32 protein-coding genes are annotated in these 24,242 nt (G+C 66.8%); 20 read left to right on the top strand and 12 right to left on the bottom strand.

The window, feature by feature from the left end; genetic code table 11:
* Positions 1-47: 47 nt before the first annotated feature.
* The 3 genes from G524_RS0105095 to G524_RS0105085 all read right to left on the bottom strand — a co-directional run bounded on the left by G524_RS0105095 (position 48) and on the right by G524_RS0105085 (position 2,105).
* Entirely contained in the window at positions 48-1,232 is a 1,185-nt protein-coding gene (locus G524_RS0105095) for a glycosyltransferase (protein ID WP_027442744.1), read from the bottom strand.
* 27 nt (positions 1,233-1,259) lie between these two features.
* Positions 1,260-1,574 (bottom strand): hypothetical protein, encoded by a 315-nt coding sequence (locus tag G524_RS0105090; protein WP_027442743.1) that lies wholly within the window; start codon positions 1,572-1,574, stop codon positions 1,260-1,262.
* Positions 1,575-1,742: 168 nt separating this feature from the next.
* Positions 1,743-2,105 carry a hypothetical protein gene (locus G524_RS0105085; RefSeq protein ID WP_027442742.1) on the bottom strand — a complete coding sequence of 121 codons (363 nt, stop codon included), beginning with the start codon at positions 2,103-2,105 and terminating at the stop codon, positions 1,743-1,745.
* 372 nt (positions 2,106-2,477) lie between these two features.
* Between G524_RS0105085 and G524_RS15040 the strand changes: the two genes are divergently transcribed.
* Complete coding sequence (locus G524_RS15040) at positions 2,478-4,676, top strand: transglycosylase domain-containing protein (protein WP_051220921.1); 2,199 nt, start codon at positions 2,478-2,480, stop codon at positions 4,674-4,676.
* A 30-nt stretch (positions 4,677-4,706) separates the two neighbouring features.
* Here G524_RS15040 and G524_RS0105075 read toward each other — a convergent pair whose 3' ends face one another.
* The gene (locus G524_RS0105075) at positions 4,707-5,105 is read right to left on the bottom strand and encodes a PaaI family thioesterase (protein WP_036857461.1); all 399 of its coding nucleotides are present in this window, start codon (positions 5,103-5,105) and stop codon (positions 4,707-4,709) included.
* A complete protein-coding gene (locus G524_RS0105070; RefSeq protein ID WP_027442740.1) occupies positions 5,098-5,580 on the bottom strand; it encodes a PaaI family thioesterase in 483 nt (160 codons plus the stop codon). The genes G524_RS0105075 and G524_RS0105070 overlap by 8 nt, the downstream gene beginning before the upstream one ends.
* Positions 5,581-5,712: 132 nt before the next feature.
* On the opposite strand from G524_RS0105070, the gene G524_RS0105065 reads away from it, so the two are divergent.
* Genes G524_RS0105065 through G524_RS15035 form a run of 3 tightly spaced genes read left to right on the top strand, consistent with a single transcriptional unit; the run spans position 5,713 to position 7,719 of the window.
* Positions 5,713-5,853 carry a hypothetical protein gene (locus G524_RS0105065; protein ID WP_156894017.1) on the top strand — a complete coding sequence of 47 codons (141 nt, stop codon included), beginning with the start codon at positions 5,713-5,715 and terminating at the stop codon, positions 5,851-5,853.
* A 7-nt stretch (positions 5,854-5,860) separates the two neighbouring features.
* Positions 5,861-6,802, top strand: a complete 942-nt coding sequence (locus tag G524_RS0105060; RefSeq protein ID WP_027442738.1) for a hypothetical protein — start codon at positions 5,861-5,863, stop codon at positions 6,800-6,802.
* Positions 6,802-7,719: a hypothetical protein gene (locus tag G524_RS15035; protein WP_036857459.1), complete on the top strand. Its 918-nt coding sequence runs from the start codon at positions 6,802-6,804 to the stop codon at positions 7,717-7,719. The genes G524_RS0105060 and G524_RS15035 overlap by 1 nt, the downstream gene beginning before the upstream one ends.
* Here the strand turns inward: G524_RS15035 and ruvX are convergent.
* Genes ruvX through pyrE form a run of 7 tightly spaced genes read right to left on the bottom strand, consistent with a single transcriptional unit; the run spans position 7,716 to position 12,254 of the window.
* Positions 7,716-8,195 carry a Holliday junction resolvase RuvX gene (gene ruvX / locus G524_RS0105050; RefSeq protein WP_027442737.1) on the bottom strand — a complete coding sequence of 160 codons (480 nt, stop codon included), beginning with the start codon at positions 8,193-8,195 and terminating at the stop codon, positions 7,716-7,718. The genes G524_RS15035 and ruvX overlap by 4 nt on opposite strands.
* A gap of 5 nt (positions 8,196-8,200) precedes the next feature.
* Positions 8,201-9,337 (bottom strand): DUF3089 domain-containing protein, encoded by a 1,137-nt coding sequence (locus G524_RS0105045; protein ID WP_027442736.1) that lies wholly within the window; start codon positions 9,335-9,337, stop codon positions 8,201-8,203.
* A 20-nt stretch (positions 9,338-9,357) separates the two neighbouring features.
* Positions 9,358-10,230, bottom strand: coding sequence for a signal peptidase I (gene lepB / locus G524_RS0105040; RefSeq protein ID WP_027442735.1), 873 nt, complete (start codon positions 10,228-10,230; stop codon positions 9,358-9,360).
* A gap of 11 nt (positions 10,231-10,241) precedes the next feature.
* The gene (gene acpS / locus G524_RS0105035) at positions 10,242-10,643 is read right to left on the bottom strand and encodes a holo-ACP synthase (protein ID WP_027442734.1); all 402 of its coding nucleotides are present in this window, start codon (positions 10,641-10,643) and stop codon (positions 10,242-10,244) included.
* Positions 10,640-10,873, bottom strand: a complete 234-nt coding sequence (locus G524_RS0105030) for a pyridoxal phosphate biosynthetic protein (protein WP_245561297.1) — start codon at positions 10,871-10,873, stop codon at positions 10,640-10,642. The genes acpS and G524_RS0105030 overlap by 4 nt, the downstream gene beginning before the upstream one ends.
* A 47-nt stretch (positions 10,874-10,920) precedes the next feature.
* The gene (locus G524_RS0105025; protein ID WP_027442732.1) at positions 10,921-11,676 is read right to left on the bottom strand and encodes a pyridoxine 5'-phosphate synthase; all 756 of its coding nucleotides are present in this window, start codon (positions 11,674-11,676) and stop codon (positions 10,921-10,923) included.
* Entirely contained in the window at positions 11,673-12,254 is a 582-nt protein-coding gene (gene pyrE / locus G524_RS0105020) for an orotate phosphoribosyltransferase (protein WP_027442731.1), read from the bottom strand. The genes G524_RS0105025 and pyrE overlap by 4 nt, the downstream gene beginning before the upstream one ends.
* Before the next feature lie 248 nt (positions 12,255-12,502).
* Here pyrE and coxB point away from each other — a divergent pair, with 248 nt between their 5' ends.
* The 16 genes from coxB to G524_RS0104940 all read left to right on the top strand — a co-directional run bounded on the left by coxB (position 12,503) and on the right by G524_RS0104940 (position 24,228).
* The gene (coxB, locus tag G524_RS15030; RefSeq protein WP_036857457.1) at positions 12,503-13,513 is read left to right on the top strand and encodes a cytochrome c oxidase subunit II; all 1,011 of its coding nucleotides are present in this window, start codon (positions 12,503-12,505) and stop codon (positions 13,511-13,513) included.
* Between the two features lie 39 nt (positions 13,514-13,552).
* Positions 13,553-15,265, top strand: a complete 1,713-nt coding sequence (gene ctaD, locus G524_RS0105010; protein ID WP_027442730.1) for a cytochrome c oxidase subunit I — start codon at positions 13,553-13,555, stop codon at positions 15,263-15,265.
* A gap of 95 nt (positions 15,266-15,360) precedes the next feature.
* Entirely contained in the window at positions 15,361-16,290 is a 930-nt protein-coding gene (locus tag G524_RS0105005; RefSeq protein WP_027442729.1) for a heme o synthase, read from the top strand.
* Positions 16,287-16,418, top strand: a complete 132-nt coding sequence (locus G524_RS17305; RefSeq protein WP_027442728.1) for a hypothetical protein — start codon at positions 16,287-16,289, stop codon at positions 16,416-16,418. The genes G524_RS0105005 and G524_RS17305 overlap by 4 nt, the downstream gene beginning before the upstream one ends.
* Entirely contained in the window at positions 16,418-17,017 is a 600-nt protein-coding gene (locus G524_RS0104995) for a cytochrome c oxidase assembly protein (protein ID WP_027442727.1), read from the top strand. Before G524_RS17305 ends, G524_RS0104995 begins: the two co-directional genes overlap by 1 nt.
* 32 nt (positions 17,018-17,049) lie before the next feature.
* A complete protein-coding gene (locus G524_RS0104990; RefSeq protein ID WP_027442726.1) occupies positions 17,050-17,919 on the top strand; it encodes a cytochrome c oxidase subunit 3 in 870 nt (289 codons plus the stop codon).
* Complete coding sequence (locus G524_RS0104985; RefSeq protein WP_245561296.1) at positions 17,919-18,290, top strand: DUF983 domain-containing protein; 372 nt, start codon at positions 17,919-17,921, stop codon at positions 18,288-18,290. The genes G524_RS0104990 and G524_RS0104985 overlap by 1 nt, the downstream gene beginning before the upstream one ends.
* Entirely contained in the window at positions 18,287-18,850 is a 564-nt protein-coding gene (locus tag G524_RS0104980) for an SURF1 family protein (RefSeq protein WP_027442724.1), read from the top strand. The genes G524_RS0104985 and G524_RS0104980 overlap by 4 nt, the downstream gene beginning before the upstream one ends.
* Positions 18,851-18,861: 11 nt before the next feature.
* Positions 18,862-20,271 (top strand): threonine synthase, encoded by a 1,410-nt coding sequence (thrC, locus tag G524_RS0104975; RefSeq protein WP_027442723.1) that lies wholly within the window; start codon positions 18,862-18,864, stop codon positions 20,269-20,271.
* A complete protein-coding gene (locus tag G524_RS0104970; protein WP_027442722.1) occupies positions 20,271-21,170 on the top strand; it encodes an RsmD family RNA methyltransferase in 900 nt (299 codons plus the stop codon). The genes thrC and G524_RS0104970 overlap by 1 nt, the downstream gene beginning before the upstream one ends.
* A 63-nt stretch (positions 21,171-21,233) precedes the next feature.
* Positions 21,234-21,620, top strand: a complete 387-nt coding sequence (locus G524_RS0104965) for a dihydroneopterin aldolase (protein WP_027442721.1) — start codon at positions 21,234-21,236, stop codon at positions 21,618-21,620.
* 4 nt (positions 21,621-21,624) lie between these two features.
* Positions 21,625-21,975, top strand: a complete 351-nt coding sequence (locus G524_RS15025; RefSeq protein WP_051220920.1) for a Rossmann fold domain-containing protein — start codon at positions 21,625-21,627, stop codon at positions 21,973-21,975.
* Positions 21,947-23,008: a GTP 3',8-cyclase MoaA gene (moaA, locus tag G524_RS0104955; RefSeq protein ID WP_156894023.1), complete on the top strand. Its 1,062-nt coding sequence runs from the start codon at positions 21,947-21,949 to the stop codon at positions 23,006-23,008. The genes G524_RS15025 and moaA overlap by 29 nt, the downstream gene beginning before the upstream one ends.
* 1 nt (position 23,009) lies before the next feature.
* The gene (locus G524_RS0104950) at positions 23,010-23,249 is read left to right on the top strand and encodes a MoaD/ThiS family protein (protein WP_027442719.1); all 240 of its coding nucleotides are present in this window, start codon (positions 23,010-23,012) and stop codon (positions 23,247-23,249) included.
* Between the two features lie 3 nt (positions 23,250-23,252).
* A complete protein-coding gene (locus G524_RS0104945; RefSeq protein WP_027442718.1) occupies positions 23,253-23,717 on the top strand; it encodes a molybdenum cofactor biosynthesis protein MoaE in 465 nt (154 codons plus the stop codon).
* A 70-nt stretch (positions 23,718-23,787) separates the two neighbouring features.
* A complete protein-coding gene (locus tag G524_RS0104940; RefSeq protein ID WP_027442717.1) occupies positions 23,788-24,228 on the top strand; it encodes a hypothetical protein in 441 nt (146 codons plus the stop codon).
* The last annotated feature ends 14 nt before the right edge of the window (positions 24,229-24,242 follow it).

Here is a 24,242-nt window from a genome sequence, read left to right as displayed (position 1 = left end):
GGCCGCTTGCGGCCAAGTGTGCTAGGCTGACCAAGCAATTGCCGTCATCAGGGGTGACAGCAAGAATTTGACAGAAAAGGCACAATCGCCTCGCGTAGCAGCGTCTCATCATCCCTGGTGAAATGCGGCAAGAGCGTCTCGGCGAGTCCCCTGGCGCGCAGCTGCATGGCGCTATCATCATAGGTGGAGCGCAAGACGTCGCAGATCGTATCGGCCGGCGCGCTGCGCGGCCAGATCACCTGCGCCACTCCGGCTTGCTCGGCGCAGCGGGCGACATAGAGCTGTTCAAGGTGCTGTGGCAGGCAGACTTGCGCCAAGCCCGCTGCGAGCCCCAAGCTGAGCATCCCGTGCTGCCCCGCGTTGCACACGATCCGCGCGCAGCGGGCGATCTCGTCAGCCGACAGGGGGGCAGGTTCGATCCGCATCCCGGCCGCGGCCAGGCGATTGATGATCTCCGGGCAAGCGCCAGGCAAGTAACCGCGCAGCGGCAGGCCGCAGCGCTCCAACGCCTCGACCAGGCCCGGCTGTGCCAGTTCCGTGGTGGAGAAATAGCAGAACACCTCCGTGCCCGTGCCAGCCGTAATCCCGCTGTAATTGGCCACTGGCGGAAGATAGGGTGCAGAGCGCATGCCGCGATAGGGATCGAGCATTTCGAACGAGCGGACAATCTCGCCGCTGCGGGCATAGACATCGGGCAGATGGGCCAGCTCGGGAAGGCCAAGCGGGCCCAGCGCGGCGTTGAGCGTGGCGGTGAGCATGGCCTCGTCCGCCTCGCGCGCGGCATATTCCGGCAGGAAGATCGGAAAACTTTTCAATCCTGCCGGGGGTATCCCATAGCCGGTGCCAATTGCCAGCGCCGGGATCCCGGCAATGCGCGCCGCCATCAAAGCGCAGGGGGCATAATCGCCGATCAGCAAACCGATCTGGCGGCGTCCCAGCGTATCGAGCCACCATGACACGCGCCGGGCCATTTTCGCTCCGTCGCCGAAACCGCAATCGAGCAGCCATTCCGCCCAGCTGGCCGATGGTGGCGCCTTTCGGGCGGCGCGCCCGGCGCGGTCATAGGGCAGCCTTACCCCTGGGAACACGCCTTCGCACCACGGCGCGATTTCACCGGCATGGGTCATCCAGCCGAGCGCGGCATCACAAGGCGCAAGCCCGGAAAGGGCGCGGGCAACGCGGGCCAGGGTAACCACGTGCCCGCGCCCCGCGCCTCCTTCCCAGGCCAGCATGACCCGGTCCACAGCTTGCCCTAATTGCTAAATGCAATATCCGCCGTAGGAGCCGCAATCGTCATCATCATCATCATCCGGCGGCGGCAAGGGCACGGCAAGCGAGCGCCGCGTGCTGGAGAAGGTGAACAGATCTTCCATCAGCATGTTGTCGAGCAGCGGCTGGCCGCCTTCGCCACCGCCAAAGCGGGTGCGCAGCCCGATGAACAGCGCGTCGGCGTCGCCCTTGCCGGCACGGCCTTGTGCGAAAAGCGCAAAGTTCTCGCCAAGGCCGACAACAACGCCGGCGGCCACCGCGTTGCGCCCGCCGTTGAGACGATGTCCAGCCGAAATGCCAAACATCTTTGACGGCTGGAATCGGATGTCCGAAGCGGCAAAGAACCGGCCCCGACCGCGATAGACATCGAAGATATCGTCGGTTGCGGTGGTGCGGATCAGGAAGGTCCCACTGTCGGTATCCTCATACCCGGCGATGCTGCCGAGGCTGAAATTGCCAAGGTCGAAATCGATCTAACCGCCAAGCCGATAAACCGTGAGCCCCCGGTGGCGATCATTCTCGCTTACCGAGGCATAGGCCCCCACAAAGCCTCCGTCCGCGACCCGTGCCCCGGCATGCAGCGCAACGCCTGCCACGGTGTTGCTGCGGTGCTCGGCGAGCATCCCGTCCACCTGCACCAAAAAGTCGCTGCCAAAGGCCACGCTGGCCAATCCGCCAAAGGTGCCATCATCATTGCCGTCCGTCTTCTCGCTGTCATCCTGCACGACACCGCCGAATGCCCCGAGTTCGAAGCGAGCGGATTCGTCTTCGGCCTGGACGGCCACCGGTGCAGTGATCGCCAGCGCAGCGGCAAAGTGCCGGAACTTCCATTTCATCGGATCTTACCCCCATTTGCCCAATCAACTTGGAACCGATCAATGAGCGACCCGATGACCCAGCTTTTTTCTTTGCTGGTGCTCAGGACTCTAGCAGCAGGGGCATGTGTGCAATTCCTGCAACCCAGTCGTTCCAGCTCTCTTCTGACGAGAGCCGGACCCGCAAGGCGGTTACGATGGCGCCTTGTGCCGCATCGGACATCGGTTTGGCATGCCCCGTCGCTGCGCCAAAAGTTGTGCGTTGGCGGGAAGCAACTGGTCGCCGAAGATTGCCAGCGCCCTGAGGCGACGACCTGCCGGAAGGGGCAGCCAAGCGGCGCTGACCAAGGCGCTTGCGGCCGAGTGTGCTAGGCTGGTAATACAGCGGGCGCGATGGCTTTCCTCGATCGATTCCGCAAGGGCACACCGGCTGGCGCGCGCGCTGGCGAGGATGCGCCCGGCGGCTTCTTCCCGCTCTACGAATCGACCCGCGCGCTCGATGATGACGAGCCCGAGGAACGCCCCGGCGCGCGCGCCGCTGGCGCCCCTGATTATGCCGCCTGGGACGCGCGGCTTGGCGCGATCGATGAAGCGCTTTCCGCCGAGGAGCGGCGTCGGCGCAGATGGTGGCAGCGCGCCTATTGGCAGGGCCGCTCGCGCCTGTGGTGGGCGGGGCGGGGGCTTATCGCCGCCCTCGGCCTCTTTGCTCTGCTCATCGCCTGGCTCGCCATCACCGCGCCGCTTTCCAAGAGCCTTGAACCCATCGCCCCGCCGCAGATCACCCTGCTTGCCAGCGATGGCACCCCGATCGCGCGGCAGGGGGCGATCGTTGCCGCCCCGGTCAGGGTTGCTGACCTCCCCCCGCACGTGGTGCAGGCTTTCCTCGCGATCGAGGACCGGCGCTTCTACAGCCATTGGGGCATCGATCCGCGCGGTATCGCCCGGGCGGCGCTCACCGGCTATGGCGGCGGCTCGACCATCACCCAGCAGCTCGCCAAGTTCACCTTCCTCACGCCCGAACAATCGCTCAGCCGCAAGGCGCGCGAGGCGCTGATCGCTTTCTGGCTCGAGGCTTGGCTGACCAAGGACGAGATCCTCGAGCGGTATCTGTCCAACGCCTATTTCGGCGACAACCAATATGGCCTGCGCGCCGCGTCCCTGCACTATTTCTACCGCCAGCCGGAAAAGCTCAGGCCCGAACAGGCGGCGATGCTGGCCGGCTTGTTGCAGGCGCCCTCGCGCTATGCCCCCACGCGCCATTATGACAAGGCCAGGGCGCGCATGGAGCAGGTGATCGCGGCGATGGTGGAGGAAGGCTACCTCACCCCGGCCGAGGCCGCGGCGCTGCCCGATCCCCGGCTTGACGTGCGCACGCGCGACGACAAGCTGCCCACCGGCACCTATTTTGCCGATTGGGCCCTGCCGCTGGCGCGCGAGGGGATCGAGGCAAGCTATGCCACGCAAACCATCACCACCACACTCGATGCCCGGCTTCAGGGGCTGGCAAGCCGGATTGTCGCTCGCGCGCCGCTGGGCAAGGCGCAGGTGGCGCTGGTGGCCATGCGCCGCAACGGCGAGGTGGTGGCGATGGTCGGTGGGCGCGACTATGCGCGTTCGCCCTTCAACCGCGCCACCCAGGCGCGCCGCCAGCCGGGATCGACCTTCAAGACCTTCGTCTATCTGACCGCGCTCGAGGAAGGGTGGAAGCCGTCCGATACCATCGCCAACACCGAGATTGTCGAAGGCAGCTATCGCCCGCGCAATGCCGGGGGGCGCTATTCGGACAAGATCACGCTGGAAGATGCCTTTGCCTCATCGAGCAATGTCGCTGCGGTGCGGCTGCTCCAGGCGGTGGGCAGCGACAAGGTGATCCGCACCGCCCGGCGCCTCGGCATCCGCGCCCCGATGGCCGAGGGTGACCCGAGCCTCGCGCTCGGCACCAGCGCGATGACCTTGCTCGAACTCACCGCCGCCTATGCCGGGATCGCGGCCAACCAGTTCCCGGTTGAACCCCATCCCTTTGCCCGGGGCGAGCCGGGCTGGTGGGAATGGCTGACGAGCGGCAAGCGCAGCTTCTCGCGCCGCACCCATGCGGACATGGAGGCGATGCTACGCGCCGCGATCAACCGCGGCACCGGGCGCGCGGCGCGCCTGCCGGTTGCCAATTTCGGCAAGACCGGCACCACCCAGGATTACCGCGATGCGCTGTTCGTGGGCTATGCCGGCGATCTGGTTGTCGGCGTGTGGATCGGCAATGATAACAACACCCCGCTTGCCGGGATCACCGGGGGCAGCCTGCCCGCGCGGATCTGGCGCGATTTCATGCGCGGGGCGCTCAGGATCGAGGGCGAGGGGCGGCCCCGGCCCGATACCACCCCCGACCCCGAAGGCCCGGTGCAGCCGCTCGATGTCGAGGGCGGGGCGCTCCCGCTCGGGCAGGAGGGGGCCACGATCAGCATCGAGGGCACTGGCGTTACCCTGCGGCAGGAAGGCGTGCCGGTCGAACTCAGGATCGATGGGGGCGGGGTGGCGGTGCAGCCCGCGCCGGCGCCGGCGCCGACGCCCTCGGTATCGCCCACCGGCCCGCCATAAGGCCGCCATCACCTTCGCGCCGCCGCGGCGTTAGACCATCAGGATGTTCATCACCGCGGTGGCGATCGGGCGGCTGCGATCATCCTGCCAGGCCTCGACCGCGATATTGGCGTTGCGCCGCCCGAGGCGGGTGATGCGGCCCACCGCATGGCTCGCCTGCGACCGGCCTGCGGAGAGATATTGCACCGTGATGTTGATCGGCTTCATCACCGGATCGCGCCCGGCCGCCACCAGCGCGGTGCGCAGCGCGGCATAGCCAGCGGTCTCGAGCAGCCCGGCGGTCGCCCCGCCGTGGAAGTGCCGGGGGCGGCCCTCGACCATTTCTCCAAAATCAAGCCGCAGCACCGGCATCCCCGCCTCTTCCTCGCCAGTGAGTTTGATCCCGAGCGAGCGGGCATAGGCGGGCAGTTCGATGATCGTGTCAGCCAAGGCCAACAGCTCCCTTGAGTGCGGGCACCTCCTGGCGCGGATCGGCGGCAATGGTCATGAAGCAGCCGGCCACATGGGCGACCGGATCGGCCGGGTCGGCATCATAGGCAATGCCGCGCACGAAGGCGGCCGAGCGGGTGGTGCGATAGCATTCGACCCTTCCCCTGACGCTCGCCCGGGGGCGCGCCGGGCGCTGGTAATCCACCCTAAGATCGAGCGTTGCCACCGGGGCAAAAGTGCCGCGGGTCTGCCAGATCGCCATGCCGCTGGCCATGTCCATGAGGCTGATGATCGGGCCAGAGGCGAGCACCTCGCGGCCGGGATCGCCGATGAGATCGGCGCGCCAAGGCAGTTCCAGCTCGACCCAGTTGTCCCCCTGATCGGTGAACCTGAGGCCGAGCCAACCGGTATGGCCATGGCGGAAGAACCATTGCGAGGCGGTGCGCGCATCGAAACGGGCAGCAGGCGTGGTCATGCGCTGGCAATAGGAGCGGCGGCGGCAGGGTTGCAATCTTTTAATTTTGCATCCCTCATGCCGGCGCGCACGCTTGCCGGCGGGCGCTTGCCGCACAGGCGCGCCGCCGCACAAGGGGAAGGGGAACGCCACATGCCCAGAATCGAACTCAACGAGATCCCGCTGCTCGATGATGCCGCCGCGCTGTTCGGCGCGGTGATCGAGGCCGGCGGCCAGGTTGACGACCGGGTCTTCGAGATCATGGTCTATCTCTACGAGATCCTGCCCAAGTGAGCGCGCGATGCGGGTTGATCCTGCGCTCGCCCGGCTGCGCGCGCAGGGGCCAGACCAGCCGCTGACCGAGGCGGCGCTCGCCACATGGCGCGCGCAGAGCGAGGTGGGCGCGATCACCGCGGAACTGGCGCGCCATGCCGGGGGTGCGGGGCTGGAGCAGTGCCCGGTGCTCGCTCGCCTTTTCGCCGATGCACAGGCGGGCCAAGCCCTGCTTGCAAGCCTGTTGCAGCCGCTGTTCGCCGCCTTGAGGGCCGAGCCGCTGGCCTTGCCCGCGCTTGGCCACCGCAGCGCCGAGGGCCTCGTCCGGCTCGAACTTGCCGCTCACGCCGGCGCGGTGCTGGGCCTTGTCGTCCACGCTCCCCGGGCCAGCGCTGTGCCTGAGGCCGTGCTCTTCGAGGATGGCGAGGTGCACGAAGTGGTGCTGGCCGGCGAAGGCGCGGCGATCTGCTATCAGCGGGCGCCCGCAAGCCTGATGAGTGCCGAAATTGCGCTCAACCCAGGCGTTAAGCTCGCGCGCCGCGGGGTGGGCGAGGCCCGCCGGATCGTCGCCGTCACCCGCCCGCTTGTGCTCCTGCAGCTGATCCGCGTGCCCGATACGCCTGCTGAAGGGGCGCTGGTCGCCTGCGCTGATGGGCGCGTGCTGCGGCGAGTGAGCGGGTGCAAGCGCACCAGCCAGAAGCTCATGGCGCTGGACGTGCTCGGCGCACTTGGCCATCGCCCGGCGCTCTTGCACATGGCGCGGCTGGTACGCGACCAGGCGGCAGCGCGCGATCTGCGCTGGGAAGCGCTGCGCCAGGCGCTGGCGCTCGATGCGGCGGAAGGTCTCAAACTCCTCGGCGCGCTGGCGGGCGATCCTGCCGATCCGCTTGCGGCTGAGGCGCGCGGCCTGACGGCGCGGCTGTGCGCGGGTCGGCCCGAGATGGCCGCACTATTGACCGAGGCAGCCTGATGCCGCTGGTGATCGACAATCCTCATGAGGAGAGCTGCACGCTTGCCGAATGCGTCGCAGCGCTCGAGGACATTGCCTTCCTGGCCGACGATCCGGCCAGCACCCGCGAAGCGGCCGATTGGATGCGGCGGCTGGCTAACAACCGCGACTTCCTCGGCGAATTGCTGGTCGATCAACTGGCCGGTCGCACTGGCGCGCTGATTGACAGCGCCTATGGGGTGCAGGCGCTCATGCTCAGCCGCCCGCGCTTGAGCCGCCCGGGAGCCGCCTTCCTGCGCGCGGCGATTTGGCCCGCGCCGCACGACCATGCCTTTCATGCAAGCGGGCCGCAAAGCTTTGTCTATGGCATTGCGCATGACCACAATTTCGATTTTCTCACCGTGGGTTATTGCGGCCCGGGCTATGTCAGCGACTATTACGAGGAAGATTATCAGGCGCTTGCCGGCTACACGGGCGAGGGTGCAGGCCTGCGTTTCGTCGAGCGCAGCGCGCTCACCCCGGGCAAGCTCATGCTCTATCGCCGCCATGTCGATGTGCATTGCCAGCACCCGCCCGAAAGCCTCTCGGTCTCGCTCAACCTCATTGCGGTGGATCCGGCCCAGGCCTGGTTCGATCAGTATGGCTTTGATCTGGAGCGCGGCACGCTGGCGCGGCTCCTCAACCCCAATGTGCAGGAGGTGCTGCTGAAGGTGGCGGTGGCGAGCGGGACGGATGCGGCGCTCGACTATGCCGCATGGGTCGGCGCGCATCATCCCAGCGATCGGCTGCGCCTCGCCAGCTTTGCGGCGCGGGCGGAAATCGCCGCCGATGCCGAAGCTGCCGAGGCGATCTGGCGCGCGGCGGAGCTTTCGGGTAGCCGCATGGTGGCCGGCGCCGCCCGGGCACGGCGCCGGATGCTATCGGCACGGGAAGGTTAGAGCACGCCGCCGGCGAGCCGGTCGATCGCCCCTTGCAGGATCACCGCAGCGGCATGGGCATCGATCGCGCGCGCGCGCTTGGCCCGGCTCATATCCTGATCGATCATCGCCGCTTCGGCTGCCTGGGTTGACCAGCGCTCGTCCCAGAGCAGGATCGGCAGGCCGAAGGCGGCGGCAAGGTTGCGGGCATAGGCGCGGCTGGCCTGGGCGCGCGGGCCTTCCGAACCGTCCATGTTGCGCGGCAGGCCGAGCACGATGCCCCTGACCGCTCGTGCCGTGATCAACGCGGCAAGCGCCTCGCGGTCCTTTCCCCACTTGCTGCGGGGAAGGGTGGTGTGATTGGTGGCAAAGCGCCAGCCGGCATCGCACAGCGCGGTGCCGATGGTCCGCGTACCGAGGTCAAGGCCGAGCAGCACCCCGCCATCCGCAAGCGCCGCAGCAAAGCCGCGCGCATCCTCGTGGATCAGTGCGTCCATCGGCTCTAGGGGGCTTTCCAGGCTGCGGCGCGGCGGATGACATCGGCCCGGGTGTTGGCCCAGAACAGCGGGATATCATAGACGTGGTAATTGTTGCCCGGCAGGACATAGCTGCCCATTTCGGGCGGCGGGCCGATCAACAGGATCCCGCGGCTGTCGCAGCGCGCCGGGACGAGTCCGGGGACGAGTTCGCCCTTCTCCATCGTGTCCTCGGGCACCAGCGTGCCGAGATTGGCGCTGGCGGGCGCGGCGCCGCCGGGCATGCCGGTCAGCGGATTGGTGCACAGCATCGGCTCGGCGCCCGGCGGCGTGCCATCGAGCGCCGGGGTCTTGCCATAGGCTTCGAGCACTTGCGCGGGATCGGCCGGCTCGGCAAAGCTCGACCAGCTGATGACGCAGCCGGTCTGGTCTGGCGCACCGCAGGCGGGAAGGCCCATAGCGGGCAGATCGCGGTGGGGCGAGACCGGCCAGCCGATGAGATAGGCCGCCACCAGCCGGCGCGCTGCCGGGGTGCCCTTCACTTCCTCGGCAATCAGGCGCTTGAGATGGAGCGCGCCTTGCGAATGGCCGGCGAGCACGAAGGGCATCGTGGGGTCGATGGTGGAAAGAAAGAAGCGGAAGGCTTCGCGCACATCGCCATAGGCGGCATCGAGCGCCTGGCGCGCTTCGGGCGCATCGGTGAGGAAGGCGCCCATGGTCGCCTGGCGATAGCGCGGCGCCCAGATCTCCTGCGCCGGGTTGAAGGCGCTCGCCATGCCGCGCAAATAGATGCGGGCAATGCGCTCAGCCTCGGGATCGCCGCCATTTGCGAGCGGCGCGTTCCAGGCGGCCCGGTTGAGATAGCTCGTCGGGTGGACGAAGAACACCGCGAAGGGTGGCGCCTCGTCTGCCGGGAGCGGGGCAGCGCCGGGAGCGAGCGGCGGCTGCCAGCGGGTGGGATCGCCAAGACCGATGCCGGGGCGCGCATACCACATGCCCGCCGCCTCATAGGCGCTCTCTTCAAGCGGGCTGACCGGGGCAAAGGGCGCGGAGGGCACCAGCGCAATCGCCGCCAGTTCCTTCTGGAACAATTCGTAAACGATCCGCGCCCCGATGACGAGCACGATCACCGCCGCCACGATATAGAGGAACTTGCGCGCCATGGGCTGGTTTGCCCCCTTTGCTAGTGCTTGGCCGCGCCTTCCACCAGCGGCGGGCGCAGGCTGGTCCAGGCGCGGCCGGGCCGCAGGCTCGAAAGCCAGGTCGCCGGGTTCCAGGTGGTCGAGCCATCGAGGCTGAAGGTGATGAACTCCGCGCGCCCGCCGATATTGGCCATCGGCACCCCGCCACCCAGCCCGTTTTCCTCGGCCGGGGCGCGGCTGTCGGCGCTCTGGTCGCGATTGTCGCCCATCACGAAGACGCTGTCCTTGGGCACAGTGTAGGGGCCGAAATCATCGAGCGGCTGATCGATGAAATCGATGGTCAGATAGGTCGCGCCATTGGGCAGGGTTTCGCGCCAGGTGGGCGGGGCGAAATAGTCGCGCCCGTCCGGCCCGGTCTCGCGATAGGCCTCGAAGCTCGCAAGGCACGGGCCATCGCGGCAGATCAGATCAGGCTCGAAGGGCAGGCGCACCGGGGGCACCACCTCGCGCTTGATCGGCTTGCCGTTGAGGATGATCTGCCCGCCGCGCACCTCGATGGTATCGCCCGGCAGTGCCACCACGCGCTTGATGTAGTCCTCGTCGCGCAAGGGGTGCACGGGGATGACGATATCGCCATATTCGGGCGTCTTGGGCCACACCCGCCAGCTGCCGCGCGGCAAGAGGTGGAAGCTCGCCGAGGCCCATGACCAGCCATAGGGATATTTGCTCACCACCAGCCGGTCGCCCACCCACAAGGTCGGCATCATTGAGGTCGAGGGGATGTAGAAGGGCTTGGCCACCAGGCTGTGGAAGGCCAGAACGGCAAGCAGCATCAAGGCCAGGCCGCGGATTTCCGCGATCCAGTTGATCTTTTCGGGCTGGGCCTGAGCGGAAGTGGTTTTTGTGCTTGCCATGAAGGGGCCGATCACAGGGGGATTGCCTCGATGATCACGAAGGCCTGGGCCCAGGGATGATCATCGGTAAGGGTGAGATGGATGCGCGCCTCATGGCCCTTTGGCGTCAATTCTTCAAGCCGCTTTGCCGCGCCGCCGGTCAGCGCGAGGGTCGGCGCGCCCGAGGGGGCGTTGATGACGCCGATATCCTTCATGAAGACGCCGCGCCGGAAGCCCGTGCCCACCGCCTTGCTGAAGGCCTCCTTGGCAGCAAAGCGCTTGGCATAGGTGCCGGCGATGGTGAAGGGGCGGCGCCGCGCCTTGGCGATTTCAACGGGCGTGAAGACGCGGTTTTCAAAGCGCTCGCCATAGCGTTCGAGCGAGCGGGCGATGCGCTCGATATTGCACAGGTCGTTGCCGAGGCCGATGATCACTTGAACGCCCGGATGATCACCGCGACCAGGAGGCCGATGGCAACGAGGTGGAGCATCACCTGCGCCTTGAACAGCGGGTGGGCAAAGTCGCCCTTGGCCACGCGGATCGCGCCGACAAAGCCGAAGATCATCAGCGCCACCCAGCCCACCGCGAAGACGCGCATCACCCCGCTGCTCAAGGCAAAGCCGAGAAAGCCGATGCCGAGCAGGAACAGGCCGGCAGCAGCCAAGGCCCAGCGCTTCTGTTCGCCTGAAAGGGGGGGAAGATCGGGCGGGTTCACCGTGCTTCGTCCATCAATTCGCGCATCCGGCGGATCGCGTGATCAAGGCCCACGAACACTGCTTCGCCAATGAGGAAATGGCCGATGTTGAGCTCGGCAATCTGCGGGATGGCGGCGATCGGCTGGACATTGGCATAGGTAAGGCCATGGCCGGCGTGCGGCTCGATCCCGTTCTTGGCGGCGAGCGCTGCCATGTCGGTAATACGCTTCACTTCGCGCGCAATCTTATCGCGGTCGCCATCAAGGAAGGCGTGGGCATATTCGCCGGTATGGAACTCGACCACCGGCGCGCCCAGCCGCAGCGCGGCATCGAGCTGGCGCTCGTCCGCCTCGATGAACAGCGAGACGCGGATTCCTGCGCCCTTCAGCTCATCGATGATCGGGGCAAGCGAATTGTGCTGGCCCGCCGCATCGAGCCCGCCCTCGGTGGTGCGCTCCTCGCGCCTTTCCGGCACGATGCAGGCGGCATGGGGCCGGTGCCGCAGCGCGATCTCCAGCATCTCGCGGGTCGCCGCCATCTCGAGGTTGAGCGGCAGATCGGTCGCCTCCTGGATGCGGGCAAGATCGGCGTCGCGGATGTGTCGGCGATCCTCGCGCAGATGGGCGGTGATGCCATCGCCGCCGGCTGCCGCGACGATCTCGGCCGCGCGCACCGGATCGGGATGATCCCCGCCGCGCGCATTCCTGATGGTTGCGACGTGGTCGATATTGACGCAGAGGCGCAAGGGCCGGGGGTGGAGGGTGGTGGTCATGCTTTGCGGCTTCCGGGCTTGGTCACGGGCAGGCGTGCCAGGCTCTCGGGCAGAGAATCGGGATCGTAGGTGGGAAAATCAATGGCGATGAGCGGATGGAAGGGCACGCCGAGATCGACAGTGCCGCAGGAACGATCGATGATCGCGCATTCGGCGATCACCTCGCCGCCCTCACGCGCCACCGCGGCGATGGCCTCGCGGCTCGAAAGGCCGGTGGTAACCACGTCCTCGACCATCAGCACCTTGGCGCCCGGCTTCAGGGCAAAGCCGCGGCGCAGGTGAAACACCCCCTCGGGCCGCTCGAGGAACAGCGCATCCTTCTCCAGCACCCGGGCGACCTCGTGGCCGATGATGATCCCCCCCATTGCCGGAGAGACCACCACTTCAACCGCCTCGCGCACTGCGGCCGGGATGCCTGCCACCACCGCCGCGGCGATGCGCGCGGCGCGCGCCGGGTTCATCAGCACCCGCGCGCATTGCAGATAATGGGCGCTGTGGCGCCCCGAGGAGAGCTTGAAATGCCCCTCGAGCAGCGCTCCGGAAGCGCGGAACTCGGCCAGGACTTCATCTTGCGTCACAGGCAAACCTCATGGAAAACAGGGGGAGAAATGGCCGACTTGCGCGGGCAACATGCCGGCTTGCATAATTTTCTCCCTAGAAGCGCTTGAGGCCCTCGGCAAGCATCGCTAAGGGCGAGGCTGAGACAGGCTGCAAGGCCGGCTTGATGCTGTCTGGTGCGAATCCGCGAGGGGGTCGGGCAGGCAGGCGGCATGGGATCAGTTTCGAAGCACTTGGACACATGCACATGGGTCAAAGGGACACCCGTATGAAGAAGGCTATCCTGGCGGCGCTCGCTGCCGGGCTCGCGGCGTTTGCGCCGCTGAGCGTTGCGGCGCAGGACGCCGCTCCTGCGGCGCCGGTTGCCGCTGAAGCCCCCGCCGCTGCTGCAGCGCCTGCCGATGCCTCGGCGCCCGCTGCACCTGCTGCCGATGCAAGCGCCTACACCCCGATGGCGCCGACCAAGGGCAAGGGGATGCCGACCGATCCGCGCGGCGATGAACCGGATGCGATGGCCAAGAGCCTGACCTTCCAGGATCAGTATTCGCCCAATGGCGATTACGCGCTGTGGATGCATGACACGATCCTGCTCCCGGTGATCACCGCGATCAGTCTGTTCGTGCTCGGCCTGCTCCTCTACGTGGTGATCCGCTTCAACCGCCGTGCCAATCCGGTTGCCTCCAAGACCACCCACAACACCATGATCGAGGTGGTGTGGACGATCGTGCCGGTGATCATCCTGGTGGTGATCGCGGTGCCTTCGATCACGCTGTTGGCCCGCCAGTATGAGACTCCGCCGGCAGATGCCGTCACCATCAAGGCAACCGGCTATCAGTGGTACTGGGGCTATACCTATCCCGATCACGGCGACATCGAGGTGATCTCGAACATGCTGCCTGCGGATGAGGCGCTCAAGCGCGGTGAGCCGGCGCAGTTGGCGGTGGACAATCGCATGGTTGTGCCTGCGGGCGTGCCGCTCAAGATTCAGACTACCGCGACCGATGTGATTCATGCCTTTGCGATACCTTCGCTGTGGTTCAAGATGGACGCGGTGCCCGGGCGGCTCAACGAGAAGCTGCTGACGATCAAGGAGCCGGGTGTCTATTACGGCCAGTGCTCCGAACTGTGCGGCGCGCGCCATGCCTATATGCCGATCGTGGTCGAGGCTCTGCCGCCGGCCGAATTTGCCGCCTGGGTCAAGGCGCAGGGCGGCACCATGCCGGGTGAGCAGGCGGCCAGCGCCGCTGCCGCGCCCGCGGCCCCCGGCGCGGCCGGCTGAACCATCCGACGAATTTGGAAGCATGAAGAGTAGCTGACCATGGCAACCACCGCAGAAGGCTTCGACATCCATCACGATCATGCCCACAGTGCGCATGATCATGCCGACCACAAGCCAGGCTTCTTTGCCCGCTGGTTCATGTCGACCAACCACAAGGACATCGGCACGATGTACCTGATCTTCGCGATCATCGCGGGGATCGTCGGGGGCGCCATCTCCGGGATCATGCGTCTCGAGCTGGCCGAGCCGGGCATCCAGTATCTTCAGTGGTGGGCCCAGTTCATGGGCGGCGGCAATGATCTCAACACCGCGCTCCACATGTGGAACGTATTCATCACCGCGCATGGCCTCATCATGGTGTTCTTCATGGTGATGCCGGCGATGATCGGCGGCTTTGGCAACTGGTTCGTGCCGCTGATGATCGGCGCGCCCGACATGGCCTTCCCGCGGATGAACAACATCAGCTTCTGGCTGACCGTGGCGGGCTTTTTCAGCCTGCTGTTCTCGCTGTTCGTGCCGGGTGGCTCCGGCCCGGGGGCGGGCGTGGGCTGGACGGTCTATGCGCCGCTTTCGACGAGCGGTTCGGTTGGCCCGGCGGTGGATTTCGCGATCTTTTCGCTGCACCTTGCTGGCGCCGGCTCGATCCTTGGGGCGACCAACTTCATCACCACCATTTTCAACATGCGCGCGCCGGGGATGACCCTGCACAAGATGCCGCTGTTCGTGTGGTCGGTGCTGGTCACTGCCTTCCTTCTGCTGCTGGCGCTGCCCGTGCTGGCGGCAGCGATCACCATGCTGCTGACCGATCGCAATTTCGGCACCACTTTCTTCGATCCGGCCGGCGGCGGCGATCCGATCCTTTACCAGCACCTGTTCTGGTTCTTCGGCCATCCCGAAGTCTACATCATGATCCTGCCCGGCTTCGGCATGATCAGCCAGATCGTCGCCACCTTCAGCCGCAAGCCGGTGTTCGGCTATCTCGGCATGGCCTATGCCATGGTGGCGATCGGTGTCGTCGGCTTCATCGTCTGGGCGCACCACATGTACACCGTGGGTCTCGACGTGAACACCAAGATGTATTTCACCGCGGCGACCATGGTGATCGCGGTGCCCACGGGGGTAAAGATCTTCAGCTGGATCGCGACGATGTGGGGCGGCAGCCTCCAGTTCAAGTCGCCCATGGTCTGGGCGCTTGGCTTCATCTTCCTGTTCACCGTGGGCGGGGTGACCGGCGTGGTGCTCGCCAATGGCGGGATCGACGACAACCTGCACGATACCTATTACGTGGTGGCCCATTTCCACTACGTGCTCTCGATGGGCGCTGTGTTCTCGATGTTCGCCGGCTTCTACTACTGGTTTCCGAAGATGAGCGGGCGGATGCATTCCGAGCTGCTCAGCCACCTGCATTTCTGGACCTTCTTCGTCGGGGTCAACGTGATCTTCTTCCCCCAGCACTTCCTCGGGATGCAGGGGATGCCGCGCCGCTATCCCGACTATCCGGAAGCCTACCAGTACTGGCATGAGATCAGCACCTATGGCTATTACATCATGGCCGGCTCGATGGTGCTGTTCTTCCTCAACATCCTCTATGCCTTCGTGGCCGGGCGCAAGGCTGAGGCCAATCCATGGGGTGAAGGGGCGACCACGCTCGAATGGACCCTGCCGAGTCCGCCGCCCTTCCACCAGTTCGAGACGCTGCCGGTGATCACCGACGCGCATGATTACCACGATCATCGTCCGGTGACGGCGTAACCGGGCGTGATCGCCCCCCCAAGGGGGCAAGCAAGGACAAGGCAGGGGCGCGGGCAATATTGGCCGCGCTCCTCGCCCATGAAAGCAAGGAGAGCATGGCCAGCACCGCCCCTTCGACGCGCGTGAGCCTACCGACCGAGTGGCGCGACTTCTTCGCGCTCACCAAGCCGCGGGTGATGACGCTGGTGATCTTCACCGCGATCTGCGGGGTGCTCGCCGCGCCCGGCAGCCTGCACCCGGTGCTTGCCTTCACCGCGATCCTTGCGATTGCGATGGGCGCGGGCGGATCGGCGGCGCTCAACCATTGGTGGGAGGCCGATCTTGACGCGGGCATGAAGCGCACCCGCAATCGCCCGCTGCCCGGTGGGCGGATGCGGCGCGAGGACGCGCGCGATTTCGGCATCTTTCTTTCGGCGGTGTCGATCTGTCTGATGGGGGTGGCGATCGGCTGGCTCGCCGCGGCGCTGCTGCTTGCTGCAATCATCTACTACGCGGTGATCTACACCATGTGGCTGAAGCCACGCACGCCGCAGAACATCGTCATCGGCGGCGGGGCGGGGGCCTTCCCGCCGCTGATCGGCTGGGTGGCGGTGACCGGCGAGATCACCGCCATGCCGCTGCTGCTTTTCGCGATCATCTTCTTCTGGACCCCGCCGCATTTTTGGGCCCTGGCGCTGTTCGTCGAGGCCGATTACGCCAAGGTCGGCATCCCGATGCTGCCGGTGGTGGCGGGGGAGCGGGCGACCCGGCGGCAGATCATGGCCTACACCCTGGTGCTGGCGCCTGTTGCGATTGCCCCATGGGTGATCGGTGGGGCGGGCTGGCTCTATGGCTCGGTTGCGGTGGTGCTGTCGGCGCTGTTCGTGGTGCTGGCACTTCCCGTGGCGCGCCGCCGCCGTGACGGGCTGACCGACAAGATGCTGCCCGAAAAACGCCTGTTCAAGTTCTCGATCGTCTATCTCTTCGTGCTCTTTGCCGCGCTGGTGGCAGATCGGCTCGCGGCCTATCAGGGGTGGCTGGCATGACGCCTGAGGAAGAGCGCGAATTCATCCGGCGGCGCAAGAGCCGCAATCTGGTGGTGGCGGGCACGCTGCTTTTCTTCGTGATCCTCTTCTACGCCATCACCATCGCCCGGATCGGAGGGCAGGGCTGATGGCGAGCCTTCCGCAGACGTCTGCCGAGACCGCCGAGCGCAACCGGCGCACCGGGCTCATTGCGCTCGCGGGAGCCTGCGCGATGCTGGGGCTGGGCTATGCTTCGGTGCCGCTCTATCGCCTGTTCTGTCAGGTCACCGGGTTCGGCGGCACCACCATGGTGGCAAGCGAGGCCAAGGCCGCCGCTGCCGCGGCGCAGGCGACGGGGGCGAAGATCTCGATCCGCTTCGATGCCTCGACCGCGAGTGACATGCCCTGGCGTTTCCGCCCCTCGCAGCCAACCGACACCGTCACCATTGGCGAGCGTGACATCGCCACCTATGTCGCGCGCAATTTGTCGTCCGAGCCTGTCACCGGCATGGCAACCTTCAACGTCACACCCGAGAAGGCCGGCAAGTATTTCAACAAGATCCAGTGCTTCTGTTTCACCGAGCAGACCCTCGCGCCGGGCGAGGAAGTGACCATGCCGGTGCTCTATTTCGTCGATCCGGCAATGCTTGACGATCCGGCGATGAAGGGGGTCGAACAGATCACGCTGAGCTATACCTTCCACCGCGCCAAGGCGCCGGCAGAACCGGCGCCGCCGCGCGCGCGATAAACCCAAGAGGCAACCCAGGACGGGACAGACCAATGGCTGGCAAGGCAAACCACGATTATCACATCCTCGAACCCGATATCTGGCCGCTGATCGGATCGATCGCGGCGCTCACCTTCACCAGCGGCATGGTGATGTCGTGGCATCCCGACGTCTTCGGGACGGCTTCCCGCGTGGTGCTGTGGGCCGGTCTTGCCGGGCTGCTGGCGACCTTCTTCTTCTGGTTCCGCAACATCGTGATCGAGGCCCAGCGCGGCGATCACACTCCGGTGGTGCAGCTGCACCTGCGCTATGGCATGATCCTGTTCATCGCTTCGGAGGTGATGTTCTTCGTCGGCTGGTTCTGGAGCTTCTTCGATTTCGCGCTGTTCCCCGCACCGCTTGAATATGATCCGGCGACCGGCGCCACCACCAGCCTGTTCGGCACCGAAGGGGCGATCGCCAAGTTTATCCCGGAAGGGATGGAGGTGCTCGATCCCTTCTCGCTGCCGCTGCTCAACACCCTGATCCTGCTGTGCTCGGGCACCACGGTCACCTGGGCGCACCACGCGCTCATTCACGGTGACCGTGAGGGGCTCAAGCAGGGGTTGTGGGCGACGATCGCGCTTGGGCTGCTGTTCACCGCGATCCAGGCCTATGAATACAGCGCTGCGCCCTTCGGTTTTGGCGGCAACACCTATTCGAGCGCCTTCTACATGGCGACCGGCTTCCACGGATTCCACGTGATCGTCGGCACCATCTTCCTCGCCGTGTGCCTCTACCGCGCCTATCTCGGCCACTTCACCCCGCGCCAGCACTTCGGCTTCGAAGCCGCCGCGTGGTACTGGCACTTCGTCGACGTGGTGTGGCTGTTCCTGTTCGTCGCCGTCTATGTCTGGGGCGGCTGGGGCGCCGAATACCACTGATGGCTCCGGGCGAAAGTCCGAAGGATAAGGGAGGGCAGCCGGGGTTCGTCTCGGCTGCCCTTTCCGGTTTGTGTCCCCGCTGCGGCGCGAAGACGCTGTTCGCCGAGCCGGCAGGCCTCGCGGATCAATGCGCGAATTGCGGGCTCGACATTCTGGCCCTCGAGCGGGGCGGGCGCTTTGTCGGCGTGGTGACGATGCTGCTGGCGCTGGTGCTGATCATCGCGGCGCTGGCGGTCGACGAATGGCTACGGCCGCCGCTGTGGACGACCTTCCTGTTCTGGGGGCCGGTCACGGTGGGCAGCGTCGTTTTCGGTCTGAGGTTCTACAAGACCATGTGGGTCTACCACCAATACGAGGAACGCGCTCAATGACCGCCCGCCGTGTGCCGATCATCCCGACGATCTTCGTGCTGGCGGCGGTCGCCACGATGATCGGCCTCGGTATTTGGCAACTGGGCCGCCGCGCCGAGAAGGAGGCGCTGATTGCCCGCTACGAGGCGGCGGCGAATGCCGGCGAGGCGGTGGTCTTTCCGCTCTCCGGCAAGGGCGAGGATGTGCTGTTCCGCCGCAGCCGGGTGGCCTGTGCCGGCGTCACCGCCATCGAGGCGGTATCGGGCACCTCGGCGAGCGGACAGAAGGGCTGGGTCCAGCGCGCGACTTGCGCGGTCAGCCCGGATGCAAGCGTCGCGGTCGATTTAGGATACACCCGCGACATCGCCAGGCCGGACTTTGCGGGCGGCATCATCACCGGCGTGATCGCGCCGGGGCCGCGGCTGGTTGCCGATCCGCCGGTGGCCGGATTGCAGCCGATGGCAAGGCCCGATCCCGGCGATTTGCCCAACAACCACCTCGCCTATGCCGGGCAGTGGTTCTTCTTCGCGCTGACGGCGCTGGTCATCTACGTGCTGGCATTGCGCCGCCGTCGGCGCTAACCCGCGCGCCCATGCAATATGTCTCGACACGCGGGGGCGCGCCGGCGCTCGATTTCGAAGGGGTGACGCTGGCAGGCCTTGCCAGCGACGGGGGCCTTTATGTTCCGGCCGAGTGGCCGCGGTTCAGCAAAGACGAGATCCGGGCGATGCGCGGCCTTGCCTATCCCGATCTTGCCGCGCGGGTGATGGCGCCCTTCGTTTCAGGGAGCCTGACCGAGGATGAACTCTCGGCCATCTGCCACAAGGTCTATGGCGATTTCGGCCATGGGGCGGTCACGCCGCTGGTGCAGCTCGACGCACAGCATTGGCTGCTCGAGCTGTTCCACGGCCCGACGCTCGCCTTCAAGGACGTGGCGCTGCAATTGCTCGGGCGGCTGTTCGAGACCTTCCTTGCCCGCCGAGGCGAGAGACTCACCATCGTCGGCGCAACCAGCGGGGATACCGGCTCGGCAGCGATCCAGGCCGTGGCCGGTCTCGATCGGGTCGAGATCTTCATGCTCCACCCCAGAGGGCGGGTGAGTGACGTGCAGCGTCGGCAGATGACCACGGTCCTGAGCCCCAACGTGCACAACCTGGCGATCGACGGCAGTTTCGATGATGCCCAGGCGCATGTGAAGCGCATGTTCACCGATCCCGAGGTGACGGGGCGGCTCAATCTCGGTGCGGTCAATTCGATCAACTGGGCGCGGCTGATGGCGCAGGTGGTCTATTACTTCGCCTCGGCGCTGCAACTGGGCGGGCCTGATCGCCCGGTCGCCTATTCGGTGCCGACCGGCAATTTCGGCGATGTGTTCGCGGGCTATGTCGCCGCGAAGATGGGCCTGCCCATTGAGCGGCTGATCGTCGCCACCAACATCAACGACATCCTCCACCGCGCGCTCTCGTCCGGCGATTACTCGGCGGGCGGCGTCACCCCCACCATCACGCCCTCGATGGACATCCAGGTCTCTTCCAATTTCGAGCGGCTGCTATTCGATTGCGGCGGGCGCGATGGGGCGGCGCTGGCCCAGCAGATGCGCGGCTTTGAACAGACCCGCGCGATGCAGCTCACCAACGCCCAGGCCGAAGGGGCGGCGGCGCTGTTCACCAGCGCTCGCGCTGATCAGGCCGAAACCGCCCGCGCCATGGCCTGGGCCTATCGCGTGGCCGGGCAGGTGATCGATCCCCACACGGCCGTTGGGCTGCACGCCGCGCAGGCTGTGGCCGCCGCTGGCGTTGTTCCCGCCGGAGTGCCGCTGGTGACGCTGGCGACCGCACATCCGGCCAAGTTCCGCGATGCGGTGGAACGGGCGGTGGGCGTGCGCCCGGCCCTGCCGGCGCGGGTGGGCGATCTGTTTGGGCGCGAGGAGAGCATGGTGGCGCTCCCCGGCGATTATGTCGCAACGCGCGACTATGTGCTTGGCCATGCTGGGGCCGGGTGATGGCGCGCCTGGTCCAGCAGCCGCTGGTGATGGAGTGCGAAGCGTGGCCCGGCCCTGATCCGGCCTATCGCCTGATCGACAGCGGCGGCGGGCGCAAGTGGGAGGGCTTCGGCCCCTACAGCTTCATCCGGCCCGAGCCGCAGGCGCTGTGGCAGCCGCGCCTTGCCGACTGGCAGGCTGCGGGCGAGTTCATCCCCGGGGCAGACGAGGATGGCGGCGGGCGCTGGCACCTCGCCGCGCCGCTGCCCGAGGGGGGCTGGCCGCTCGCCTGGCACGAGGTGCGATTCATCGCCCGGCCCACGCCCTTTCGCCACCTGCAATTCTTCCCCGACATGGCGCCGGTGTGGGAATGGATGCGCGCCCAGCTGGCGGGGATGGAGGGGGCGGAAATGCTCAACCTCTTTGCCTATACCGGGCTAGGCACTCTGGCGCTGTCCCGCCACGGGCGCGTGACCCATGTCGATGCCTCGAAGAAATCGGTCGCCCAGGCCCGCGCCAACGCCGCGCTCTCGGGGATGGAAGATCGCCCGATCCGCTGGCTGATCGATGATGCCGCGAGGTTCACCGCGCGCGAGGTGCGCCGGGGCAAGCGCTATGACGGGATCATCCTCGATCCGCCCAAGTTCGGGCGCGGGCCAGAGGGCGAGGTGTGGCGGCTCGAGGAGCACCTGGCTGGCCTCATCGCCGATTGCGCGCGGCTGCTTGATGGGCAGAGCCGCTTCCTGTTCCTCACCGTCTATGCCGTGCGGATGAGCAGCCTTGCGCTTGCCGGGCTGCTCAACGAGGTGCTTGGCCACCTGCCGGGCCAGATCGAGCATGGCGATCTTGCCGTGCGCGAGGAGGGCGAGGGCGCGCGGCTGCTGCCGAGCGCGATCTTCGCGCGCTGGTCAAACCACTAGAGCGCGCGCCGCGGCCCGGCCAAGGCTGGACTTGTGCCCGCCATCCTGCCAACGGGCCTCGCCATGGCCGATACCCTCACCCTTGAAGTCAACGATCTCGTCGTCGATGTCCTTACCGGCATTTATTCCGAGGAGACCGGCCAGCCCCAGCCGCTGCGCATCTCGATCGCGGCACGTTACCGCGTTGCGCAGCACTATCACCCCGACACCCCGCTTGAGGCGAGCAAGAACTACATGGATCTCAAGTTCGCCGCCACCGAGGGGCTGCCCAAGGGTGTGCACTTCAAGCTGATCGAGGCGGTGGCCGATCATATCTGCCAAACCCTGTTCGTGCAGGACGAAAAGGTCGAGGCAGTGACGGTGAAGATCGTCAAGCTCGCCATCGCCGAGGCGGGCGAGGCGATCGGCATCACCCTGCACCGCGAACGGCCAGCCGATCCGGCGGAGTGAGCCGATGCAGCGCGTGCTCGAGGTTCCCGCCCTGCCGGCGGCCGCGCTCGATGCGGCGGGGGCCTTCATGGCCTTCTATCTCGAAGCGGCAAGGCGGCTGATCGCTGCGCCCGAAACCGGAGCGCTTGCCATCCTCATGCACCCGGCGCCCCACGATCACGCCGATTGGCGCCGCGCGCTCGCCCGCGACCTCGCCCGCGAGGCGGCGCCCACCAGGGTCAATGTGGTGGCAGGCCGTCCCGGCGAGGCGCGCGAGACGGTGCTGCGCTTTTTGGCAGATGCGCCCGGGGTGACAGGCCAGTATCTCGTGTGCCATGACGATGAGGATGCCGGTTCAGCCACCCCGCCAGCCTGATCTTCTGGTGCTGCCTGATGTCGGTGTGTCGCCCTCCGCGCCCCCGCTGATCGACCGCTTCCAGCGCCGCATCACCTATCTGCGCCTGTCGGTCACCGATCGCTGCGATCTGCGCTGCGCCTATTGCATGCCCGAACGCATGACCTTTTTGCCCAAGCGCGAGGTGCTGAGCCTCGAGGAACTTTATCAGCTCGCCTGCGGCTTTATTGCGCGCGGCGTCACCAAGCTGCGCCTCACTGGGGGGGAGCCGCTGGTGCGGCGCGGGATCATCGACCTGATCGCCGCGCTCGGGCGGCACCTCGGCCATGGGCTTGAGGAACTTACCCTGACCACCAATGCCACCCGCCTTGCGGGCCACGCCGAGGCGCTCGCCCGCGCCGGGGTCAGGCGGATCAACGTCTCGCTCGACACGCTTGACCGTGCGCGCTTTGCCAGGCTCACCCGGCGCGATGCCTTGCCTCAGGTCTTGGACGGCATTACCGCAGCCCGCCGCGCAGGTCTCACGGTCAAGCTCAATGTCGTGGCGCTCAAGGGCGTGAACGAGGCCGAACTGCCCGAAATCATCGCCTGGGGCCATGGCGAGGGGCATGATGTCACCCTGATCGAGGTGATGCCGCTCGGCGATGTCGAGGAAGACCGGCTCGACCAATATCTGCCGCTCAACGAGGTGCGCGCCCGGCTCGCCCAACGCTGGAGCCTCACCGACAGCGATCACCGCACCGGCGGCCCGGCGCGCTATGTCACCATTGCCGAGACCGGCGGCAGGCTCGGCTTCATCACGCCGCACACCGGTAATTTCTGTTCCGGCTGCAACCGCTTGCGCGTGACGGCGACCGGCCAGCTTTTCCCCTGCCTTGGCGGGGGCGAGCGGGTCGATCTGCGCGCCGCGCTGCGCTCGGAGGATCCCGAGGCGCGGCTGTCCGCGGCGCTCGATGAGGCCCTGGCGATCAAGCCCGAGCGCCATCACTTCCGGATGGATGCGCGCGGTGCTGCCCCGGCGCTGGCGCGGCACATGTCGCTGACAGGGGGGTGAGGTGGTCAGGGTGGTCTTTCTCGGCCGGCTCGCTGACCTTGCCGGCGCTCCCGCGCTCGAACTGGCAGCGCCGCTCGACTGGGCGGGGCTGAAGGCCGAGCTTGCTCCGGCCCTCGCCGCTGCGCTTGACGACCCGAGGAACCGGGTGGCGCTGAACGGCGCGCTGCTGGCCGACAAGGCCTCACTGCAGGCGGTTGCGGGCGACGAGATCGCGCTGCTCCCGCCCGTTTCTGGGGGCTGAGCGATGCCCTCGCGCGCCTTGCACCGCGATATCCGCCTGCTCGATGCGCCCTTCCATCCCGGCGCGCTGATCGGGCCCTTCACCGAGGCCAACCCCGGCCTTGGCGGGGTGTGCACCTTCGTGGGCGAGGTGCGCAGCGATCCCGGGGTCGAAGCGCTCGAACTGACGCATTACGAGCCGCTGACCCTGTCGGGGATGCACGATCTTGCCGACCGCGCCTTCCAGCGCTTCACCCTGATGGGCCTGCTGATGGTCCACCGCATCGGCCTGATGCGCCCCGGCGAGCCGATCGTGTGCGTCTCGGCCGCCGCGCTCCACCGCCGCGACGCAATCGATGCGGTCGATTTCTGCATGGATCACCTCAAGAGCGCCGCCTGGTTCTGGAAGCGCGAGAAGCGCGCCGGGCAATGGTACTGGATCGAGCCGCGTGAGGCCGATCACCGCGATCTGGCGCGCTGGCAAAGCTGATTTGATCCACCTCAAGGTTTCTCCGCTGCGCGCGGGCTAGGTTCTCCTCCAAGCCAAGGAGGATCGAGCCATGAGCCATATCGTTACCGAACGCATCGCCCGCGGCGAGGCCCGCCGCCTTGATCAGCCCCCTGCCGCGCTGGGAGTGCGCCACCAGATCGAGGCCGATCGCAATTTCGGCCTGCCCAATTCACTCTACGCTGCCACCATCGCCTGCTATCTCGGCTTTCTGGCGATCGTGGGCAGCGCCTTTGCCAATCCGGGCCTCGCCATTCCGATGGCGGTGATCGTTCTGCTGATTGCTGCCTTTTTCGGGGTGCCGGCGATCTGGACGCGGCTCAAGGAGAATGCCTCGCGCCCGGCAACGCAGGGTGAGTTCGAGGCCCACGGGATCATGACCCTGACCGGCCACCTCAGCGCCGGTGAGGCAAGCGCGCAGGTCCTCGTGCTCCCGGTGCTGCTGGTGTGCTGGGGCCTTGCCGTGGCGCTGATTGCGACGCTGGTGGCCTGAAGCTCCCCTGGGGC

Source organism: Erythrobacter cryptus DSM 12079, assembly GCF_000422985.1.
GTDB classification, from domain to species: Bacteria; Pseudomonadota; Alphaproteobacteria; order Sphingomonadales; family Sphingomonadaceae; genus Erythrobacter; species Erythrobacter cryptus.
This window is presented reverse-complemented; position numbering and strand designations above follow the sequence as displayed.